The sequence below is a fragment of the Streptomyces europaeiscabiei genome, assembly GCF_036346855.1.
Taxonomy (GTDB): domain Bacteria; phylum Actinomycetota; class Actinomycetes; order Streptomycetales; family Streptomycetaceae; genus Streptomyces; species Streptomyces europaeiscabiei.
The window spans coordinates 221,659-238,846 of the sequence record NZ_CP107841.1 but is presented as its reverse complement, the minus strand read 5'-3'; the positions used below and the strand labels follow the sequence as shown (position 1 = coordinate 238,846).

Here is a 17,188-nt window from a genome sequence, read left to right as displayed (position 1 = left end):
GCCGAACGGCGTGCGTGTCATCGTCACGCGTCACACCCTGGTGTGCCCCAACGGCAGCGGCACCCGGGCCCGCGGCTGGCCGCCGTGCTCCCCGCCCTCCAAGACCGTCTCCTGGCCGACGACCGCACCGTCGCGGAGAGCTTCACTGACGGCCCGAGGCAGCCGACGGCCGGACAGGTGGCGCGGGGCACCTTGCGGTCGGGATCGCAGGCCTCCTAGCCCCGGACTTCGCGGGTCGCTGTTTCAGGTCTTGCTGAGCGCTTCAGTTGCCCAGTGAGCGTTGATTTGGCCAACTGGGCACCACTGTGCGGGCGGTCGGTCACGACACCCGGTCACAGGTCCGGCAAGAGGAGCCAGACTTCGGAGAAGGCAAGGCCGTGCTTGTGGGTCACCGCCCCGCACGGGCAGCCCAGCGAGATCAGGCGCCAGTCGCAGGTCACCGTCCACGGGCCGGCCTTACCCCCGCATGCCGGACAGCCGATGGTCTCGGCCGTCCACACCCCGAAAGCGGGTCTGCCGTAACGACGGAAGCGGCCCGCGTACCGGACCCGCCAGGGCTCGACCGGGGGCGTGAGCGGGACGGTCCCGGGTGGGCTCGCCGAGGCCAGCACGGCGAACAGTGCGATCAGATCGGGGAGCAGGGCCTCGCCCGCCTCTGTCGGTGGCACGGCCGGGCCGTCAGCCGTGCCCACCGGGGTCCCGTATCTCGGGGCCGCCGCTGCGCGCGGTGGGTTCGGGGTGGTGTGCCACGGCAGGAAGGCGCGGGCGACGGCGGCCAGGAGGGCGGCTGCGGGCGGGCTGACGGCGCCTGCGTCGAGGTGGTGGAGGGTGGTCCGCAGGATACGTTGGAGGCGCCGGTCCCGGTCCGTGGCCAGCGTCCGTGTGGCTGCTGCCCGCCGGGCCGGGAGCGGGGCCGTGAGGCGGGCCAGGACGCGCGCTGCTGCTTCGGAGTCCGCCGCGGCAGGGCGCCACTCCCCGGCGGCCAGGAGCTGCCGTGCCCGCCCGGCCTCACGGGTCAGGGCGCGCGTCTGCAACGGCCGCGGGCCGGAGGCTGCCCCGTGAGTCTGGTGCCCGCTCGTCATGGCCCCCTCTCCCCTTCCCTCGTTCGTTGCTGCGACGTATCCCCGCCCTCTGCGAGCGTTGGTGGGACATCCCATCACACAGGCGGATTGGGCCCGGAGACGCTGAGGTTCGCGTCAGGCTGCGTGGCCCTCTGCAGTGGCCGGACTGGCCAGCTAAGACGCTTACTGAGATTCCGGTCGTGATGTCACCCAACGAAGACCTGTCTGACTCGGAGGTCCCCTCAACCGTCCGGCGACATGACGTCGAGATCATCAGTAGTCACAGGTCTGTGGCCAGCGGGTCTGTCCGATGTCGGTGTCGAGTAGGTCGAGGAGGTGGAGTTGGACGCCGCGGGTGATCTGGACGGTTGGCGGGTCGGTGACGTTGCCGATCCGCAGGGTGAGTTCGCCGAGGTGGTAGAAGATCATGCGACCGGTGGGGCGGACGCGACGGTTGTCGGGGTAGGGGCCGCTCATGGTCTGCTCGGGGCCGAGTGCCCGTCTGACCTGCTGTTCGATGAGGCAGAAGACGAGCAGGGCCAGGCAGATGACCTGGATCAGGGCGGCGACGCACCGGTTGTGCTGCACGAAGACCGGCGCGACCGCGAGGGGCCCCTTGAAGTCATGGTATCTGCGCTCGACCGTGCCCTGGCCCTTGTAGTGGATCAGGACCTGCCCGGCGTCCGCCTGGTCGGCGGGGACGGACGTCAGCAGTGCGTACCAGCCGTCGACGGCGGCTTCGGCGTTCAACACGTCCTGGTCGATGTGCCAGGCCAGGACCGGGGTGCCGTCTTCGTTGTCGGTGACGGCCCAGCGCAGACACGAGGTGACACGGCGCTTGGCGGCGATGACACCGATCCGGGCAACAATCTTCTCCCGGGTCTTGTAGTGGCGTCCACCGCCGCGGTGGTGAGTTTGTTCAGGTCCTCTGTGGCCCTGGCCAGGCGTTTGCTGCGGGCGGCCTGCCGGCCGGCGGCGTTCGCGGTGGAGTGGACCAGGATCCGCCGCACGGTGAGCGGAGGACCGTTCTTGCGGGGCCCGGTCAGGGTGTGGGTGTCCTCCAGCACGCGGTAGGTCTCCCGCCGCTCGGGCGGCTTGTCCGCGTCCCGGCCCGGCGTCCAGTCCACGACAGTGGCCTGCGCGGCATCGAGAGAGGCGTAGACCTCGTCCTTGACCTGCGCGGCCGGGGCCGGGGCGATGAACCGGACCCTGGCCGTCAGCAGGGCGCCCATGTTGGAGTAGGAGACCAGCTTGGAGTCGGCGACCATCAGGAAGTCGCGCTCGCCGGCTATGGACCGCAGGTCCTTCATCGCGGCGACGACCTGGCTGACCTCGGCCGCCCCGCCCCCGAAGACCCGGGCATGGAGCGGGATGCCGCCGTCGGCCGACACCGCGAGCCCTGCCTGGACCTGCTTCAGATCGAAGCGCCGGTCTTTGGGATGCCCGTAGCCGACGACGGGGAAGTCCTCGTCCTGGCCCTCAGCCGGGAAGGCCCCGTGCACGGACATGCTGGTCATGTCCCAGTGCATCCGCGCCACATCGATCCCGAACTCACCGATCGCACGTGCCCCGACCGTGCCCGCGATGTGCTCCAGATGCGGAGCGATCGCATCCAGTGCCCGGGCCAGACGGTCATCGTTGAGCAGACCGGCCTCGATCCCGAAGACCTCTTCCACCGCCCAGCACCTGGCCCAGTCCTCCACCCGCACCAGCGGCGCAGGCGACGTCAGCCGGTTGGCCACCAGCGCCTCGATCACCTGCCCGTGCGTCACCAGCGCACTCGCGCCACCAGGACACACCTCGTCGACGATCCCGGCGACATCCAGCCGGCGCAGAAACTCGGCAGCGACAGGCAGAGCGCCCAGACGCTTCTCCACCACGGACGTCACCGCCACTTCAAGGCGCTGACGCTGAGACCGTGGCCGCGGGACCGGGAAGTCATCGACACACCCCACCCAACGCCACACCCCCGGCCCAGGACACCCCGGACCGGTCACACCATACGAATCAACGACCCGCGAAGTACGGGCCTAGCGGTAGAGGACGGTGGCCTCGAAACCTGTGAAGGGCATGGGCGATGACCGGCCAGCGGTCGCGGGTGCCGTTGGGGCGCAGGGCGGCATCGATGGCGTCGAGGGTGGCGCGGACGCCTCCGTCGCCGAGTGCGTGGATGTGCGGCTGGAAGCCGAGGATCTCGACCGAGGTGACGGCGTTCGCCAGTTCGGCCGGTGTCCAGTTGGCGATTCCGTGGGAGTGCGGGCAGTCGCTGTACGGCTTGAGGAGGGCGGTTGTACCGGATTCGATGACCCCGTCGGCGAAGAACTGCACGGTGTGGGCGGTGAGCAGCCCGGGGGCGGCACCCTCCACACGACCACGCTCGGCAGAGAGCAGGGCGATCCGTTCGAGTCAGTGCTCCGGCCTCAGGAAGAAGCCGAGGTCCGCACGGACGGGAAGCCCGGGGCCGCTGGTCGCCGCTGTGATCCAGACATCAGCGTGGTGCGGCTCCACCCAGGCGTCCTGCACCCAGGTCGCGCCGGAGGCGGCGAATCGGGCGGCGGTCTCGCGCAGCACCCCGCCTGTGCGTCGTGGGATGGCCGGGGTACGAGGCTGAGGACGGGCCGCACGGCGCCGAACTCCCGAAGGTTCCCAGCGGTTAGGCCGTTTCTGACGGCTCTTGAAGCCGTTCGTGAGCGGTACGGACGAGTCCGGTGAGGCGGCCGGCGCCTCACGAGTCACCTCGCGCGGCGTCAACCGGCCGGATGATCTCCGGCCAAGAGCCATCAGAAGCGTCCTGGGTGGAGCCTTCCCGGCGCACGATCTTCCCGCCGTCGGGGGAGCCAGGCGTCGAAGCCGTCACCGATGATCCACTCTGCCTCCGGGCGCCCGTCGGCCCAACGCCGTACGGCCTCGACGACCCGTCCACGGAGGTGCAATCGTGCACGGGCGCTCCGAGCAGGCCGAGACGGCCCATCACCGGGGTGCACGTGTCCGTCGCCGAGCGCGGGCAGCAGCGCGCCTCCTGGCAGATCGACCACGGTGGTGCGCCTGCCCCGGGCGGCGAGCGCCTCCGGTCCGAGCGCACTGATCCTGCTCCCGTGACGGCGAGTGCGTCGATCAAGGGGCGTTCGGCGGCCCTGTGCTGACGGTTCCTCCGGTGAACACGATGTCGGCGCGCATGGCAATGACGCCCTCCCGTTGTACGGCCACAGCACCGAAACCGATTCGGTTTCGGTAATGCAGGGGTCACTCGAACGGCCTGGAAGAGTTTTACTGAAAGTCGTTCGGTAAAGTTCCGGTGACGTCGTGCAGGCGGCCGTGTGCCGCCTGCCGAACAGGGAGACATGCGAAGAGGAGCCCTCGTGCCAAGGCCGCGCACCCCTCTGCTGGACCGCCGACGCATCGGTGCCGCAGCGCTCAGACTCGCCGACGACCAGGGCGTCCTCACCATTCCCGCCCTGGCCAGGAAGCTGGGCGTCGCCCCCTCCGCGCTCTACCACCATGTGTCCGGCCGGGACGAGATCATCTCGCTCATGAGGGAGGAACTCGTCCTGGAGACCAGCCCCGGCGCCTGGGACTCGTCACACCCCTGGGAGCAGGCCCTGGAGGAATGGGCCCGCTCCTACCGCATGGCCTTCGCCACGCACCCCGGGGCGGTACCTCTGCTCGCCACCGCCCCGCTCGCCGAACCCTTCATGCACGCGATGTACGAGAAGGTCGCCGAACTCCTGCTGACCGCCGGTTTCAGCGCGAACCAGGTCATGCCCCTGATCACCGCGATGGAGAGCTTCGTCCTCGGCTCCGCCCTGGACCTCGTGGCCCCGCCGGTGATGGTCTCCGACGTGACCCGCGAAACCGCCCCGCACCTGACCGCCGTACTGGAGGACACCCCCGCCGACCATCGCCGCGCCGAACTCGCCTTCGACGTCGGTCTCCGCGCCCTGATCACCGGCTTCCGGGCACTCCTACCCCGGTGAACTGCTCGCACGGCCCCACACCCACCACTCAACGCCTCACCGGAAGGGTTTCTTCATGACCGCCTCGTTCCACGTCCTGACCACCGGCTACGCCGACACGCGGGTGGCCGGCACCGTCACCCTGCTCGTCGACGGCGCGACCGTCGCGATCGTCGATCCCGGCATGGTCGCGGACCGCCGGCTCATCCTGGACCCGCTGACACCCCACGGACTCGCCCCCGAGGACGTCACCGACGTGATCTTCAGCCACCACCACCCGGACCACACGCTGAACGCCGCCCTGTTTCCCGAAGCCCGCTTCCACGACCACATGGCCATCTACCACGACGACGTCTGGGAAGACCGGGACGCCGACGGATACCAACTCTCCCCGTCGATCACGCTGATGACGACCCCCGGTCACACCGCCGAGGACGTCAGCACCCTGGTCACGGTGGACGAGGGCCTGGTGGTCATGACCCATCTGTGGTGGACCGCCGAAGGGCCGGCCGACGACCCCTTCGCGCCCGACCGTGATCGCCTGCGGGCGGCCAGGGAGAAGGTCCTTGCTCTCGGCCCGGCCCTGATTGTGCCGGGACACGGTGCACCCTTCGTACCGTCTTCGTCGACGCCCCTGTAGCCCGGCTTGTCCCCGAGGCCCGTCGGCTGCCTGGCCTGCTGCGGCAGGGTTGAGCGCCGTGTTCCTCGGCGCAATGCCGGAGACAGCACCCCGCGGCGGGATGACGGGCTCCGGCAACAAGGCCGAGCAGGGCAAACGGATCGTGTCGTTCCTCATCCACTGGCTGCGTGCCGACACCCCCTTCAGCCCGTTCCTGTGCGGTCCCGTGCGTGACGCCGACAAGAACAACACCTTGCTGGTCATGTGCTGGATGGACCCACTGCCCGCTTTGACCGGCCCGCTCGGAGCGCTCCGCGTCCGCCGACGCAGCGCTCCGAGCGGGCAGCCGGAGCCGTCGACGCCCCACCCACTGGATCTGGTCGCTCGCAACCTGGCGAACACAGCCGTCGAGCAGCTGAAGAAGACGAAGTGGACGCTGGGCCAAGGCCGATGCCACGACATCGAAGCCTCTGAGGGCCGTTTTGCCGCACCCGGGTACGTACCGCACCCCTCGTCCGCAAGTCACCTCCTCGGGTTCCGTTTCCCAGTTCTCGCACGCCGCACCTACGAGAACTCTGCAGGGGCAACGCGCGAGGGGGCGCGCGGGCCGACGGCGCTTCCGCGGCGCGTGGGAGCGCTGGGCGAGGGCCAGTAGCCCCGGCAGCTTCGAGCACCGCGGCGCGACGACCATCCCGCGCACGAGGGCCATTCTGAGCTGCGCCGACGGTGCATGGCGTCGCCGCTGCCGTTCGTGAGGGGTGACCGTGCGTCCCCTGGCACACCAGGAGCAAGGGCGGCTGGATCCAAACGAAACGCCATGGCGAGGCCATGCACCGGCGATGCGGTCCGGGCCTGCGGTCAGGTTGTGCCGTTCTCTCGCCGCACCGGGCGTCGCGTGGACCGGCGAGGGGTCAGGACCGGCTGCACGAGCCGATGCCGGTCCACACAGCTGCGGGCGTTGATGAGAGCGATCAGCAGGTCGACCGCTTCGTCGCTCAACCGGTCCGGGCGGAGGCCCAGCGTGGTGACGGGCGGGGTCGTCGTCGCGTAATCCGGATCCTCACTGATGCACGCCACCAGCAGATCCCGCGGCACTCGAAGCCCATGGTGCCGGGCGGCGGCGAGGATGTTGTGACCGGAGTCGGAGTAGATGCCGATGACAGCGTCCGGTCGTGGATCGCGGTTGAGCAACCGGCTGACCGCGTCCCGTTCAGCCGTGAAGTAGTCGGGCAGCGAGGCGTACTCCTCGACGAGGGCGGGCAGATCGTGCTCGGCGCACCAGGAGGCGTAGGCGCGTCCGATCAGGTGCGGGTACTCGTCGTCGTGCCGCGGCTGGGAGAGTGCGATCCGCCGAGCGCCGGCCTCCGCGAGGTGGTCGAGCAGGAGGCGCAGGCCCGCTTCGTAGTCGGGGTCCACCCACGCGTCGCGCCAGTGCGGCTGGGGCGGCCGGCCGTCGGTGACCATCGGGATACCCCGCTCCCGCAGGATGGAACACACCGGGTCATCGGCCCGTGGCCCGACGTGGATGACGCCGTCCATCGGCGTGTTGAGCCACATCCACGGTGACAGGGAACTCGGCATCACCATGAGCATGTAGCCACGCTCGTGCGCCGCCGACATCGCGCCCAGCGCCAGCTGTGCGTAATAGGGGATCTCCATGTACGAGACGGGAAGTTCACCGTACGTCGTCATGGTCAGGCCGAGTACTCCGGTGCTCCCGCGGGCCAGTGCCCGGGCCGCGCTGGCCGGGGCGTGACCGACCTCGCGCGCCGCGGCGAGCACGCGCTGCCTGGTCGCCTCGGAAAGCCGTCCGGTGCCGTTGAGCGCGTTGGACACCGTGGCCGTGGACACCCCCGCCCGTGCCGCCACGGCGCCGAGCGTGGGACGCCGCCAGACACGCGAACTCGTCATGTGTACCCCATGTACCCCAACAGCCCCATGACGGCTTGTGGTTAACACCTTAATCACTCAGCGTACCCGGCGACGGCGGTCGGGACGACTGCCGTCGGGTGAGGAGTTATCAGATGTCAGAGGTTCTCCACGGCACCTCCGTGGCACCCACGGACGGCCCGCTGCACCGTCGGACTTTCCTGGCCGCTGCCGGGGTGCGCGCACCTGCGGTGGCCGAAGCCGCCCCGGTCGCCCTGGCCGCGACCGGCCGGACCCTGGTGCGGGTGGCCACAGCGGCGCTGAACGGGCGGGTGTTCACCGCGGCCCGGGGCAGCGTGCCTGCGCAGGCGTTGTCCGTCGGCAGCGACGGAAACGTTCTCGCGGTCGGCACGAACGCGGCGCATGACGGGAACGCGGGAGCCGTTCGGACGGGCCGGCGGCCGATCTGGTCGCCCTCGACTGGGCCCCTGGCCAGGCATCAGGTGGTTCCTTTGCCAAGGGTCACTGACCCGCGCATTGCATAGAGTCGGCCTCATCGGCCTCGTCGCCGTCATCGGCGCGTGAGGCTGCCGACCAGCTGGTCCGGCTGTCTTCGGGTTCACGAGGGTGACGTCGAGGAAACGAGAGGGCGCTCCGCGAAGTGATCGCAGAGGGCGCCCGATGAGGCACGTGTGGTCCGCTCGACCAACGTGCCGATCGCGGAACAAGAACAGTCGGGGCCAAGTAGGGTCCACTTCTCGCCACGTTCCGTACTCTTGCCCCGCCCAGGGGCGCCATTTCAGATCGGGACGCTCGGGTCCCCGCGACCGCGCGGGCACCGGGCCAGTGCGTCACATGGACAAGAGGGGAAAACGGTGGAGGCGACAAGTACACAGGTGCGACAGGGCACCACACCTCCGGTCGTCGCGGCGCGTTGGGCGCTGTGGACGTTCGTCATCGTCAACCTGGTGATCGTCGAGGTTCTGTTCATCACGGCCGGGACCGGCAAGAACGGGGTGCTCACGGTCGCCAAGTTCTTCGGGCTGCACGCCGCCGTGCTGATGCTGTTCCAACTGTTGCTGGTGGCCCGGCTGCCGTGGCTCGACCGTCGTATCGGCATGGACCGGTTGACGGTGTGGCACCGGTGGGTCGGCTTCACCCTGCTGTGGACCCTCCTCACCCACGCCGTGCTGGTGGTGCTGGGCTACGCGCGGCTCGACGACGCGTCGATGACGAAGACGTTCTTCGCGCTGGCCGGAGTGCCGGCCTCCCTGCTCGGGATGCTGGCAGCGGCGATCGTCGTCGTGGTCGCCGTCGTCTCCGCCCGACAGGTGAGGCGGCGGCTGCGGTACGAGACGTGGCACGGAGTGCATCTGCTGCTGTACCTGGCGTTGGGGCTGGCGTTCGTCCACCAGTTGCAGGAGACCACGACCTTCAGCTCCTCCACGCCCGCGATGATCTACTGGTGGGCCCTGTGGCTGTTCGCGTTCGGTGCCCTGGTCACGGGGCGGATCGTGACGCCTCTGTGGCGCAACGCCTATCACCGATTCGAGGTCGTGGCGGTGGTGCCGGAGTCGGACGACGTGGTGTCGGTGCACGTCACCGGCCGTCACCTCGACAGGCTGCCGGCCCGGGCGGGCCAGTTCTGCATCTGGCGGTTCCCCGGGCACAACCACTGGTGGCTGGCGAACCCGTTCTCGCTGTCGGCGGCACCCGACGGCCGCACGTTGCGCCTGACGGCCAAGGCGGCCGGCAGCGCGAGCGCAGGCCTGCGGCATCTCCCGGTCGGGAGCCGCGCGTTCGTTGAAGGACCGTACGGGGCGTTCACCTCGTTGCACCGCACCCGGCCCGGCGCACTGCTGATCGCCGGAGGAGTGGGGATCACGCCGGTCCGAGCCCTGCTGGAGGAGGAACCGGCCGGCGACGTCGTCGTGCTCTACCGGGTGCGCAGCGAGGACGACGCTGTGCTGGTCGACGAGGTGCGTGCACTGGTCGCGGCGCGTGGCGGGCGGCTGCATCTGCTCACCGGTCGCAGGGGGGAGGGGCGGCCGCCGTTCGAGCCGGACAGTCTCCGTGCCCTGGTCCCCGACATAACCGAACGCGATGTGTACGTCTGTGGCCCGCCCGCGATGACCTCGGCCGTGCTCAGCGCCCTGCGCGGCCTGGGAGTTCCCCACCTGCAGGTGCACGCGGAGCGGTTCGGTCTGGCCTGACGGCGCTGAGGCTCCGATGGGCGCGCGCCCATCGGAGCCTCAGCGTAGATCCGCGGGTACTGCGGCTCCGGAGGCAAGCCTGCGGGAGGCGCGGCGGCGTTGCTCGGGGTGTGTCTCGGCCGCCCACAGATCGGTGATCGAGGGGCACACCGCGGTCGCGCCCGTGTCGACCTCCGGGATGATGCGGCTCGCCCACTGGTCATCTCGACGAGTGTGACGCTGCCGTTGTAGTGGTGCTGATGGTTCGCCATGACCCACAGTTCGTAGGCGTCGATACGGTCACCCGCATGCCGCCGCGACGGGTGCCCTGGCCGCCGCCACGCCGGCGATCAGCGCGACGCCGGCCTCGGCGGCCGCCTCCGACGGGTTCGTCCGCCGCGCCGGCTCCAGCTACGACGACTTCGGCGACGAGGGCACCCTGTCCACAACCTCGTACGCGACATCCAACCTGGCCTGTTTCTGGAAGAACGTCCTCTACGCCGAGGGCGCCACCGACTCCAACGGCACCACCACCGGCCGCTCCCGACAACGACGGCGTCTTCGGCGCGTTGCGGTTTCCGCCGGTCACGGACACCGCGAGCGGGATGCCCTGCCCGTCGGTGAGGACGTGGTGCTCGCTGCCCGGCCGTGCGCGGTCGGCCGGGCTGGGCGCGCTTTTGGGCCGAGCCGAGCAGCCGCACATGCGAGCAGTCGATCACCGCCCGCGACCGGTCCGGTTTCGTCGCGGCCCGCGGCTTCTTCAGCGGCACCGGGTGCAGCTCGCCACATTGACAGGCACCTGCCGACATGTTGCGATGGGCGCTGCTCAGCTGGACCTGCGTCGCGTCGCATGCCACTCGGGCACCGGATCGACGGCCACTTGACCGGGGGCGGCGCCCCCGAACCCAGAGCGAGGACCCATGTCGCAGCGCGCCGCGACCATCGTCGGCGGCGGGATCGGGGGGCTTGCGGCGGCCGTCGCCCTGCATCGCCGGGGCTGGCGCGTCGAGGTGCTCGAACGGTCCCCGGAATTCACTGAGATCGGCGCCGGCATCTCCCTGTGGCCGAACGCGCTGCACGCGCTCGAGGTGCTCGGTCTGGCCGGCGCTGTCCGGGCACTCGGCGCCGTCGAGGCCACAGGCGGCGTACGGGACCGCCAGGGCCGCTGGCTGTCCCGTACGGACAACGAAGAGCTGGCGCGCCGCTTCGGCCATCCCCTGGTGGTCCTGCACCGCGCGGACCTGTTGCGGGTGCTCACGGCGGCGCTGCCCGCCGACAGCCTGCGGCCGGGCAGCGAGGTGTCCGTGGTCCGCGACGGCGGCCATGGCCTGGTCGTCGATCACCGCAGGGGCGAGTCCCGGCCTGACCTCGTCATCGGCGCCGACGGGCTGCGCAGTATGGTCCGCCGCGTCCTGTGGCCCGACGCGGCCGGCCCTCGGTACGCCGGGTACACGGCCTGGCGCACGGTCACCGAGCCCCTCGCCGAGCCCCCTTCCGAGGGGGCGGCGATCTGGGGCCGCGGAGCGAGGCTCGGCTACACGGCGCTACCGGGCGGGCGGATGTACTGCTTCGCGACCGCGTCACTGCCTGCGGGAACGGCCTCGAGCTCGTCCGAGTACGCCGAACTGCTACGCCGCTTCGGGTCCTGGCCGGATCCCGTCCCCGCCCTGCTGGCCGCCGTCCGCGCGGACACGGTGCTCCGACACGACCTGTACGACCTGCCACCGCTGCCCTCCTTCGTCCGCGGCCGGGTCGCGCTGCTGGGCGACGCGGCCCATGCCATGACCCCCAACCTGGGCCAGGGCGCGTGCCAGGCGCTGGAGGACGCGGTCACCCTCGCCCACTGCCTCGACGGCACCCCGGACGTGGCCGCCGCGCTGCGCTCGTACGACCTGCTGCGCCGCCCGCGGACCCAGGCCATCACACGCCGCTCCGCCCGGCTGGGCGCGATCGGCCAGCTGTCGTGGCCGCCTGCGGTGGTGTTGCGCGACACGGCCGCCCGGCTGGCGCCGACGTGGGCGGCGCTGCGTTCCATGACGCCGGTCCTCGGCTGGACCGCGCCCGGTGACCCGGGCACCACGACGACGAGCGAGAGCCGCTGATGCCGGACTGGACATACCACCCGCTGCGCGGCCTGGCCGCCGCCGTGCTCGGCCGCCGCCGTTCGCAGCTGACCGCACTGCGACTGCTGGCCTCGATCGGCTCCCGCCCCTCCGGCGCGCGGCTGATCGCCCGGGGGTTCGGCCACCGCCATCCGCCCGAGAGCCTCGCCGGCGAGATCGCCGGCGTGCCCGTGACCGTCCGCCTCGGTATATCCGTCCCGCCCTCGCTCGCCCGCGAAGCGATACGTGCCATGGCCCCGCTCGGGGCCGGTGTCGTCGAGGTGGCGCCCGTCTGCGCGGCCGACGCGGAGACCGTACGCGAGGCCGCTGCCGGCCGCTCGATCCCGCTGGTCGTCCGTGCCTGCGACCCGGAGGCCGAAGCCGCCCTCAAACCGCATGTCGACGGGTTCACCAGCGATGACGACCCGCACGTGGTCCATGTCGTCGACCCGGCGGTCCCCGCGGCGGCCGCCGCGCTCGAGGAGCCGGGCGCCGTCGTGCTCGCCCGCCCCGGGGTGCTCGTCGCGGCCGGACCCGGCTGGTTCGCACGGGTCACCGAGGCAGCCACCCCCACCGCGCCCGCTCCGCGGCTGGGGGACATCGGCCGCGATCCCCGCCGCTGGCCCGCCTGGTGGTGGGGGCTGCTCGTCGGGCTCGGCATGACGGGCGCCGGACTCGGCGCCGCGGCGATCACGCTCGGGCCGGTGCTGCTCTGGTACGACCGCGACTACCTCGGCATGACGCTGCACGAACTGCATGCCGCCAACCACCACCTCGTGCACTTCCTCCAGCACGACCGGATCACCATGGCCGGCACGATGGTGGCGCTCGGTTCCCTCTACACCGGCCTCGCCGTGGGCGGGATCAGACGCGGCTGGCCCTGGGCCCGCGAGGCGTATCTGCTCTCGGGAGCGATCGGCTTCCCCACCTTGTTCTACTTCCTGGCCACCGGTTTCGTGGAACCCCTGCACACGGCCACCACCATCGTGCTGTTCCCGATGTTCGTGGCCGCGGTCCGTCGGACCCCGCACGCACCGCGATGGCGCCTGGCGTCCGACGGGCCGGAGCCGGAGCGCCGACGGGCGCTGGTCGGCCAGCTGCTGCTGATCGTCACGGGAGCGGGGCTGTTCGTCGGCGGAGCGGTGATCTCGGTGGTCGGTCTGACCAGCGTCTTCGTTACCACCGACCTTGCTTTCCTGGGCACCGGCACACAGACGCTGGAAAGCGTGAATCCCCGGCTCGTGTCGTTCGTCGCCCACGATCGGGCGGGGTTGGGCGGCGCCCTGATGGCCGCCGCGGTGGCCATCGTTCTGCTCAGCGCGTGGGGCTGGCGGCGGGGTGAGGCCTGGGTGTTCTGGACCCTGGCCGCGGCGGCGGCCGCCGGCTTCCTGCCGGCTGTCGTGGTGCACGGCGTCATCCACTACACCGACTTCATCCACCTCGCGCCGGTCTACTTCGGCATCGCCATGACCGGCACCGGCCTGCTGCTCGCGCGTCCTTACCTCTGCGCCAAGGCGTCGGCGAGGTCGAAGGACTGACGGGCCGTCTCGCGAGCGCTCCACCATGAGGACTCGCACCTACCAGCACGCCCCCGATCCACGGGACCGGCACCTTACGCGGTTGGCCTTCTGAGCCCAGGTGAACCTTCCGATCGTCGGCGAGCCCAGGCGGGCGGCCTCGTACATCCCTGCTCTCGACCGGAGGCGGGACGGCCGACTCCACAGTGACGGCGGCGAGATCTGGCTGGTCCGGAAGAAGAACATGACCAGGCTGACGACGATCTGTGGATCCGGTAGGGCTACTCGCAGCTTCGCGACGTACGGGCAGTGCCTCCTTCACCACCGCCCGGCAGAAGAACGCCCTGTACCACTTGCAGGGGTTGCGTACGGGTGGGGGAGCAGGGCTCGTTACGATGCGCTGCGCGTCGCCCCCGAGGCGGCGCGGATCCGTTTCTGGAGGGGGCTCCTATGTTCGTGCTGTCCATCCTGCTGCTCATAGCGGCAGTCGTGGTCTTTCTGGTCGGTCGTGGCCGTGACGGTGGGGGCTGGAGGCTCGGGGCGGTGCTCAGCGCGGTGGGGGGCGCGCTGGCCGGTGTGTTCGCCTGCGTCCATGTGGTGAGCGCCTATGAGGTCGGTGTGCCGGTGACCTTCGGCAAGGTCGGCACGCCGCTGACCTCCGGCATCCAGTTCAAGTCGCCGTTCACCGATGTCACGTCCTTCTCCACCCGGCCGGTGGACCTCAACCTCTACGACAAGGACGTGGTCGAGGTCCGCTCCTCTCAGGGCGGGGTGCTGTACGCGGACGTCACCATCAAGTGGGCGGTGGTGCCGGCGAAGGCAGTGGCGCTGTACCGGCTGGCGGGAAGTGAGGAGGCCGTCCAGGAGCGGCTGGTGCTGCCGGACAGTCGCGAGATCATCCGCAATGTCTTCGCGAAGCACACCAGCGAGGAGGGCTACGCCTCGGCTCGCGAGCAGATCGGTTCGGAGATCGAGGACCTCATCAAGGAGCGCCTGACGCCTCGCGGGATCGACGTCACCGCGGTCAACCTGCGCAATGTGAAGCCGTCGGACAAGCTGCAGGATCAGATCGACAAGAAGATCCAGCAGGAGCAGGCCACCGAGCGGTCCGAGGAAGGGCAGCGTACGGCCAAGGCGGAGGCGGAGCGCAAGCGGATCGAGGCAGAGGGCATCGCCACCGCCAACAAGATCATCGAGAAGTCGCTGAGCGACAAGGTCCTGTACAACCAGTGCCTGGAGGCCTACAAGGAGGCCGCGAAGGCCAACCCGGTGTACGCGGTGCCGTGCGGTACGGACTCGGGCGGCACGCCGGTCATCGTGGACAACAGCAAGAACTAGCCCCGCACTTCGCGGGTGACCGTTTCGGCCTGCGGCCCGGTGTGGATGTGGCGCCTCGATGCCGAGGAGGATCTGGACTCCTCGGCATCGGACGATGGTGGGCGGGGTGTGGCACTGCGGGCCTGCGGCCACACCTCGCACAGGCGGTGGAGATGGAGGGCACTCGCCAACAGCGCTCCGTACCCGGCTTCTTCGGATCCAGGTACGGGGTCTGTTCGTGTGTCATGCTCCGGCTCCGGCTCCGGCACCGCGAGCCTGCGATCAGTGGGACTCGTAACGGTCGACGATGGCCGCGCAGGGCAGCGGCCGGCCCACAAGTGGTGCGGCTCAGGGGAACCTGATCGGCACAAGTCCGTGCTGCGGCGCTGGCTCACTCTCTGCGGAGCAGCCGCGATATGCGTGTGCGCCAACGGTCACCCCGTCACCCCAACAGGCCATCAGTTGCGGACCGGCGGATGCCGCCCCCATCCGCACCACCGGGCGACGACGGCACCGCTCAAAGAATCACGAACCGTCCTCGCGGACCGCCGGGTAGTGCGGCGGGAGTTCACCGCGGAGCAGCGCGGTGCCCAACGGGGTGAGGGTGTGTACGACCTGGGAGCCGGTGCGTTGGCTGTGCGCGAGGCTGACCTCTCGCAGGGCGGTGATGTGTTCGCTCGCCGAGGACGCGGAGATGCTGAGGCGTTGGGCGACTTCTCCTGTGGTCGCGGTGGTGTCCAGAGCGGCCAGCACGCGTGCGCGTGTCCGGCCGAGCAGGGTGGCCAGGGCTTCGGGGCGCCGGTCGCGGGTGACGGACGGTGCCCAGGCCGGGGGGTGGGTGACGGGATAGGCCAGGACTTGGGGCAGGGAGGGGTCGGCCAGGGCGATGGGGGTCTTCCAGCAGAAGTGAGAGGGGATCAGCCGCAGGCCGCGTCCGCCGAGGTGGAGATCCCGGTCTTCCGGGTAGCGCACGTGCAGCACGGGTGGCTGCCAGTCCATCAGTGGACGGAAGGAGTCAAGCAGTCCGTGCACACCGCGATCGCGCAGGACGCGTGTCCGCAGGGCCCGGTCGCCCTCAGTGGTCCTGGCGGCCCCGGTCCAGTCAGGCGTGATGATCGTGCGGTGCACCAGACGGAATGCCGTCGCGACCTCCTCCATCCGGTGCGGCTCGCCCTCGGCGAGGCGGTGTGCCCAGCGAGGCAGCGGGTGGGTCTCGGCCAGCCGGTCCATCTCCTGACGCAGCTGCGGTTTGGGAGTGCCCCGCAGTGCCTCCAGCGCCGCCTCCAGACCATCGGCCGAGGCGCCGGGGGTCAGGAAGTCGGGCCAGTATCCCGCCGAGGCGGGGGCCAGGGTGGAGAGCATCCGCACCGGGCCCGCCAGGTGGCCCTCGGCCACTCTGGCGCGGGCGTCGCGCCGCCAGGGGGTGAAGATCGGCAGTCCGCACCGTGGCGTGGTCAGGTGGTGCAGACCCAGCAGGGTCTCCCAGACCGGGTCAGGCTCCCGGGCCAGATGGACGCGGGCCAGGTCCCCTTCGGTGAAGTGAATGCGCAGCACTTTGTTTCCCCCGTGTGTGGGTCGGTGTTGGGACACGCTGTCCGGCAGGTGTGTCCTGGATGACGCGGGCTGCCCGTCGCCGTGCGGAACGGCTCGCGCGGACAGCGGCGTCACCGCCCGCATGGCGGGCGTGGCGACGGACCGCCTACTGCGGACTCCCGGGAGCGGATGCTCCGGTCGGTGTGGTCCGGCTGTGGTCGGCCTGGACGCGGCCTTCATTCCGGCGGGCGGTCGTCTCCGATTCCGGCCGTCCGGAGGCCGTTGCTCCTGTCCGGCACACGGTTCACGCCACAAAGCAGGCGTGTCTTCATCCCGACTTCCCCCTCGATCAACAGCTGCGAACCCACTGCTCGTCCGGTGGTCAGCCCGGTCGGCGGAGTGGCCCTTCCAGGGTCGTACAAGGACATCCCCTTTGTCAGGAGGCCAGTGGTGAGGAAAATGCGCATGATCGATGCAGCGGCCGTCGTGGCCGCAGGCGGCCCGTACCACCGGCTTTCGGCCCTGACCGAAAGGGGGCGCGGATTGCCTCGCGGATCGGCAGGCTTCGGTGCAGGACTGGACCGAAGTGAAAGGGCCCACGAGAGATGAGCACGGGACACAGGAAGATGCTGGCCACCGCGACCACGGCGGTCGCCGCCGTGGCGGCGCTCCTGGGAACGGCGGCACCCGCGAACGCCGCGATCCACCAGTGCGAAAGATCCGGCAGTTGGATTCCCTGCACCACGGTCACCGGCATCGACCCGGGCTCGTATCTGTTGGTGCGCCGGGGCCCCGGCTACGGCTACGACTCCATCGAGGCCGCCTACAGCAGGTTGTACAACGGCAACGAGGTCGGTCTGTCCTGCTGGAAGCTCGGTGACGGGGCCTACGACAACCCCAACTACCGCTACTGGATGTCCATCGAGCTTCCCAACAGCCGCTGGGGCTATGTCAACGACTGGTACCTGAACACGGGGAACCCCGACGTCTGGAAGCAGCAGATCCGCCAGTGCCCCTGAGGCAGG

15 protein-coding genes are annotated in these 17,188 nt (G+C 70.4%); 8 read left to right on the top strand and 7 right to left on the bottom strand.

What is annotated here, in order from left to right:
• Positions 1–332: 332 nt before the first annotated feature.
• The 5 genes from OG858_RS01105 to OG858_RS01085 form a co-directional block, all read right to left on the bottom strand.
• Positions 333–1,082: a hypothetical protein gene (locus OG858_RS01105; RefSeq protein ID WP_319266097.1), complete on the bottom strand. Its 750-nt coding sequence runs from the start codon at positions 1,080–1,082 to the stop codon at positions 333–335.
• A gap of 252 nt (positions 1,083–1,334) precedes the next feature.
• The gene (locus OG858_RS01100; RefSeq protein WP_328545235.1) at positions 1,335–1,814 is read right to left on the bottom strand and encodes a hypothetical protein; all 480 of its coding nucleotides are present in this window, start codon (positions 1,812–1,814) and stop codon (positions 1,335–1,337) included.
• Entirely contained in the window at positions 1,808–3,016 is a 1,209-nt protein-coding gene (locus OG858_RS01095; RefSeq protein WP_456243132.1) for an IS1634 family transposase, read from the bottom strand. The genes OG858_RS01100 and OG858_RS01095 overlap by 7 nt, the downstream gene beginning before the upstream one ends.
• 52 nt (positions 3,017–3,068) lie before the next feature.
• Complete coding sequence (locus tag OG858_RS01090) at positions 3,069–3,428, bottom strand: amidohydrolase family protein (RefSeq protein WP_328545236.1); 360 nt, start codon at positions 3,426–3,428, stop codon at positions 3,069–3,071.
• A 39-nt stretch (positions 3,429–3,467) separates the two neighbouring features.
• Positions 3,468–3,632 carry a hypothetical protein gene (locus OG858_RS01085; protein ID WP_328545237.1) on the bottom strand — a complete coding sequence of 55 codons (165 nt, stop codon included), beginning with the start codon at positions 3,630–3,632 and terminating at the stop codon, positions 3,468–3,470.
• Positions 3,633–4,420: 788 nt separating this feature from the next.
• Here OG858_RS01085 and OG858_RS01080 point away from each other — a divergent pair.
• The 3 genes from OG858_RS01080 to OG858_RS01070 all read left to right on the top strand — a co-directional run bounded on the left by OG858_RS01080 (position 4,421) and on the right by OG858_RS01070 (position 6,288).
• Complete coding sequence (locus OG858_RS01080; protein WP_086749423.1) at positions 4,421–5,035, top strand: TetR/AcrR family transcriptional regulator C-terminal domain-containing protein; 615 nt, start codon at positions 4,421–4,423, stop codon at positions 5,033–5,035.
• 55 nt (positions 5,036–5,090) lie between these two features.
• Positions 5,091–5,654 carry an MBL fold metallo-hydrolase gene (locus tag OG858_RS01075; RefSeq protein WP_086749422.1) on the top strand — a complete coding sequence of 188 codons (564 nt, stop codon included), beginning with the start codon at positions 5,091–5,093 and terminating at the stop codon, positions 5,652–5,654.
• A gap of 73 nt (positions 5,655–5,727) precedes the next feature.
• Complete coding sequence (locus OG858_RS01070; RefSeq protein WP_328545238.1) at positions 5,728–6,288, top strand: hypothetical protein; 561 nt, start codon at positions 5,728–5,730, stop codon at positions 6,286–6,288.
• 203 nt (positions 6,289–6,491) lie between these two features.
• Here OG858_RS01070 and OG858_RS01065 read toward each other — a convergent pair whose 3' ends face one another.
• Positions 6,492–7,544, bottom strand: coding sequence for a LacI family DNA-binding transcriptional regulator (locus OG858_RS01065; RefSeq protein WP_086749420.1), 1,053 nt, complete (start codon positions 7,542–7,544; stop codon positions 6,492–6,494).
• An 833-nt stretch (positions 7,545–8,377) separates the two neighbouring features.
• Here OG858_RS01065 and OG858_RS01060 point away from each other — a divergent pair.
• The 4 genes from OG858_RS01060 to OG858_RS01040 all read left to right on the top strand — a co-directional run bounded on the left by OG858_RS01060 (position 8,378) and on the right by OG858_RS01040 (position 14,651).
• Positions 8,378–9,715 (top strand): ferredoxin reductase family protein, encoded by a 1,338-nt coding sequence (locus OG858_RS01060; RefSeq protein WP_406194235.1) that lies wholly within the window; start codon positions 8,378–8,380, stop codon positions 9,713–9,715.
• Between the two features lie 899 nt (positions 9,716–10,614).
• Positions 10,615–11,796 carry an FAD-dependent monooxygenase gene (locus tag OG858_RS01050; protein WP_086747226.1) on the top strand — a complete coding sequence of 394 codons (1,182 nt, stop codon included), beginning with the start codon at positions 10,615–10,617 and terminating at the stop codon, positions 11,794–11,796.
• The gene (locus tag OG858_RS01045; protein WP_319319140.1) at positions 11,796–13,334 is read left to right on the top strand and encodes a hypothetical protein; all 1,539 of its coding nucleotides are present in this window, start codon (positions 11,796–11,798) and stop codon (positions 13,332–13,334) included. The genes OG858_RS01050 and OG858_RS01045 overlap by 1 nt, the downstream gene beginning before the upstream one ends.
• A gap of 429 nt (positions 13,335–13,763) precedes the next feature.
• Entirely contained in the window at positions 13,764–14,651 is an 888-nt protein-coding gene (locus OG858_RS01040) for a prohibitin family protein (RefSeq protein ID WP_086747228.1), read from the top strand.
• 504 nt (positions 14,652–15,155) lie between these two features.
• Here the strand turns inward: OG858_RS01040 and OG858_RS01035 are convergent.
• Positions 15,156–16,184, bottom strand: a complete 1,029-nt coding sequence (locus OG858_RS01035) for a winged helix-turn-helix domain-containing protein (protein ID WP_328545239.1) — start codon at positions 16,182–16,184, stop codon at positions 15,156–15,158.
• 584 nt (positions 16,185–16,768) lie between these two features.
• On the opposite strand from OG858_RS01035, the gene OG858_RS01030 reads away from it, so the two are divergent.
• Positions 16,769–17,182, top strand: coding sequence for a hypothetical protein (locus tag OG858_RS01030; RefSeq protein ID WP_086747230.1), 414 nt, complete (start codon positions 16,769–16,771; stop codon positions 17,180–17,182).
• Positions 17,183–17,188: the final 6 nt, after the last annotated feature.

Excerpts from the sequence above, each read along its gene's own strand:
- OG858_RS01105 (WP_319266097.1), bottom strand. The coding sequence starts at position 1,082 with ATGACGAGCGGGCACCAGACTCACGGGGCAGCCTCCGGCCCGCGGCCG.
- OG858_RS01075 (WP_086749422.1), top strand. The coding sequence starts at position 5,091 with ATGACCGCCTCGTTCCACGTCCTGACCACCGGCTACGCCGACACGCGG.
- OG858_RS01070 (WP_328545238.1), top strand. The coding sequence starts at position 5,728 with ATGCCGGAGACAGCACCCCGCGGCGGGATGACGGGCTCCGGCAACAAG.
- OG858_RS01065 (WP_086749420.1), bottom strand. The coding sequence starts at position 7,544 with ATGACGAGTTCGCGTGTCTGGCGGCGTCCCACGCTCGGCGCCGTGGCG.
- OG858_RS01050 (WP_086747226.1), top strand. The coding sequence starts at position 10,615 with ATGTCGCAGCGCGCCGCGACCATCGTCGGCGGCGGGATCGGGGGGCTT.
- OG858_RS01045 (WP_319319140.1), top strand. The coding sequence starts at position 11,796 with ATGCCGGACTGGACATACCACCCGCTGCGCGGCCTGGCCGCCGCCGTG.
- OG858_RS01040 (WP_086747228.1), top strand. The coding sequence starts at position 13,764 with ATGTTCGTGCTGTCCATCCTGCTGCTCATAGCGGCAGTCGTGGTCTTT.
- OG858_RS01030 (WP_086747230.1), top strand. The coding sequence starts at position 16,769 with ATGAGCACGGGACACAGGAAGATGCTGGCCACCGCGACCACGGCGGTC.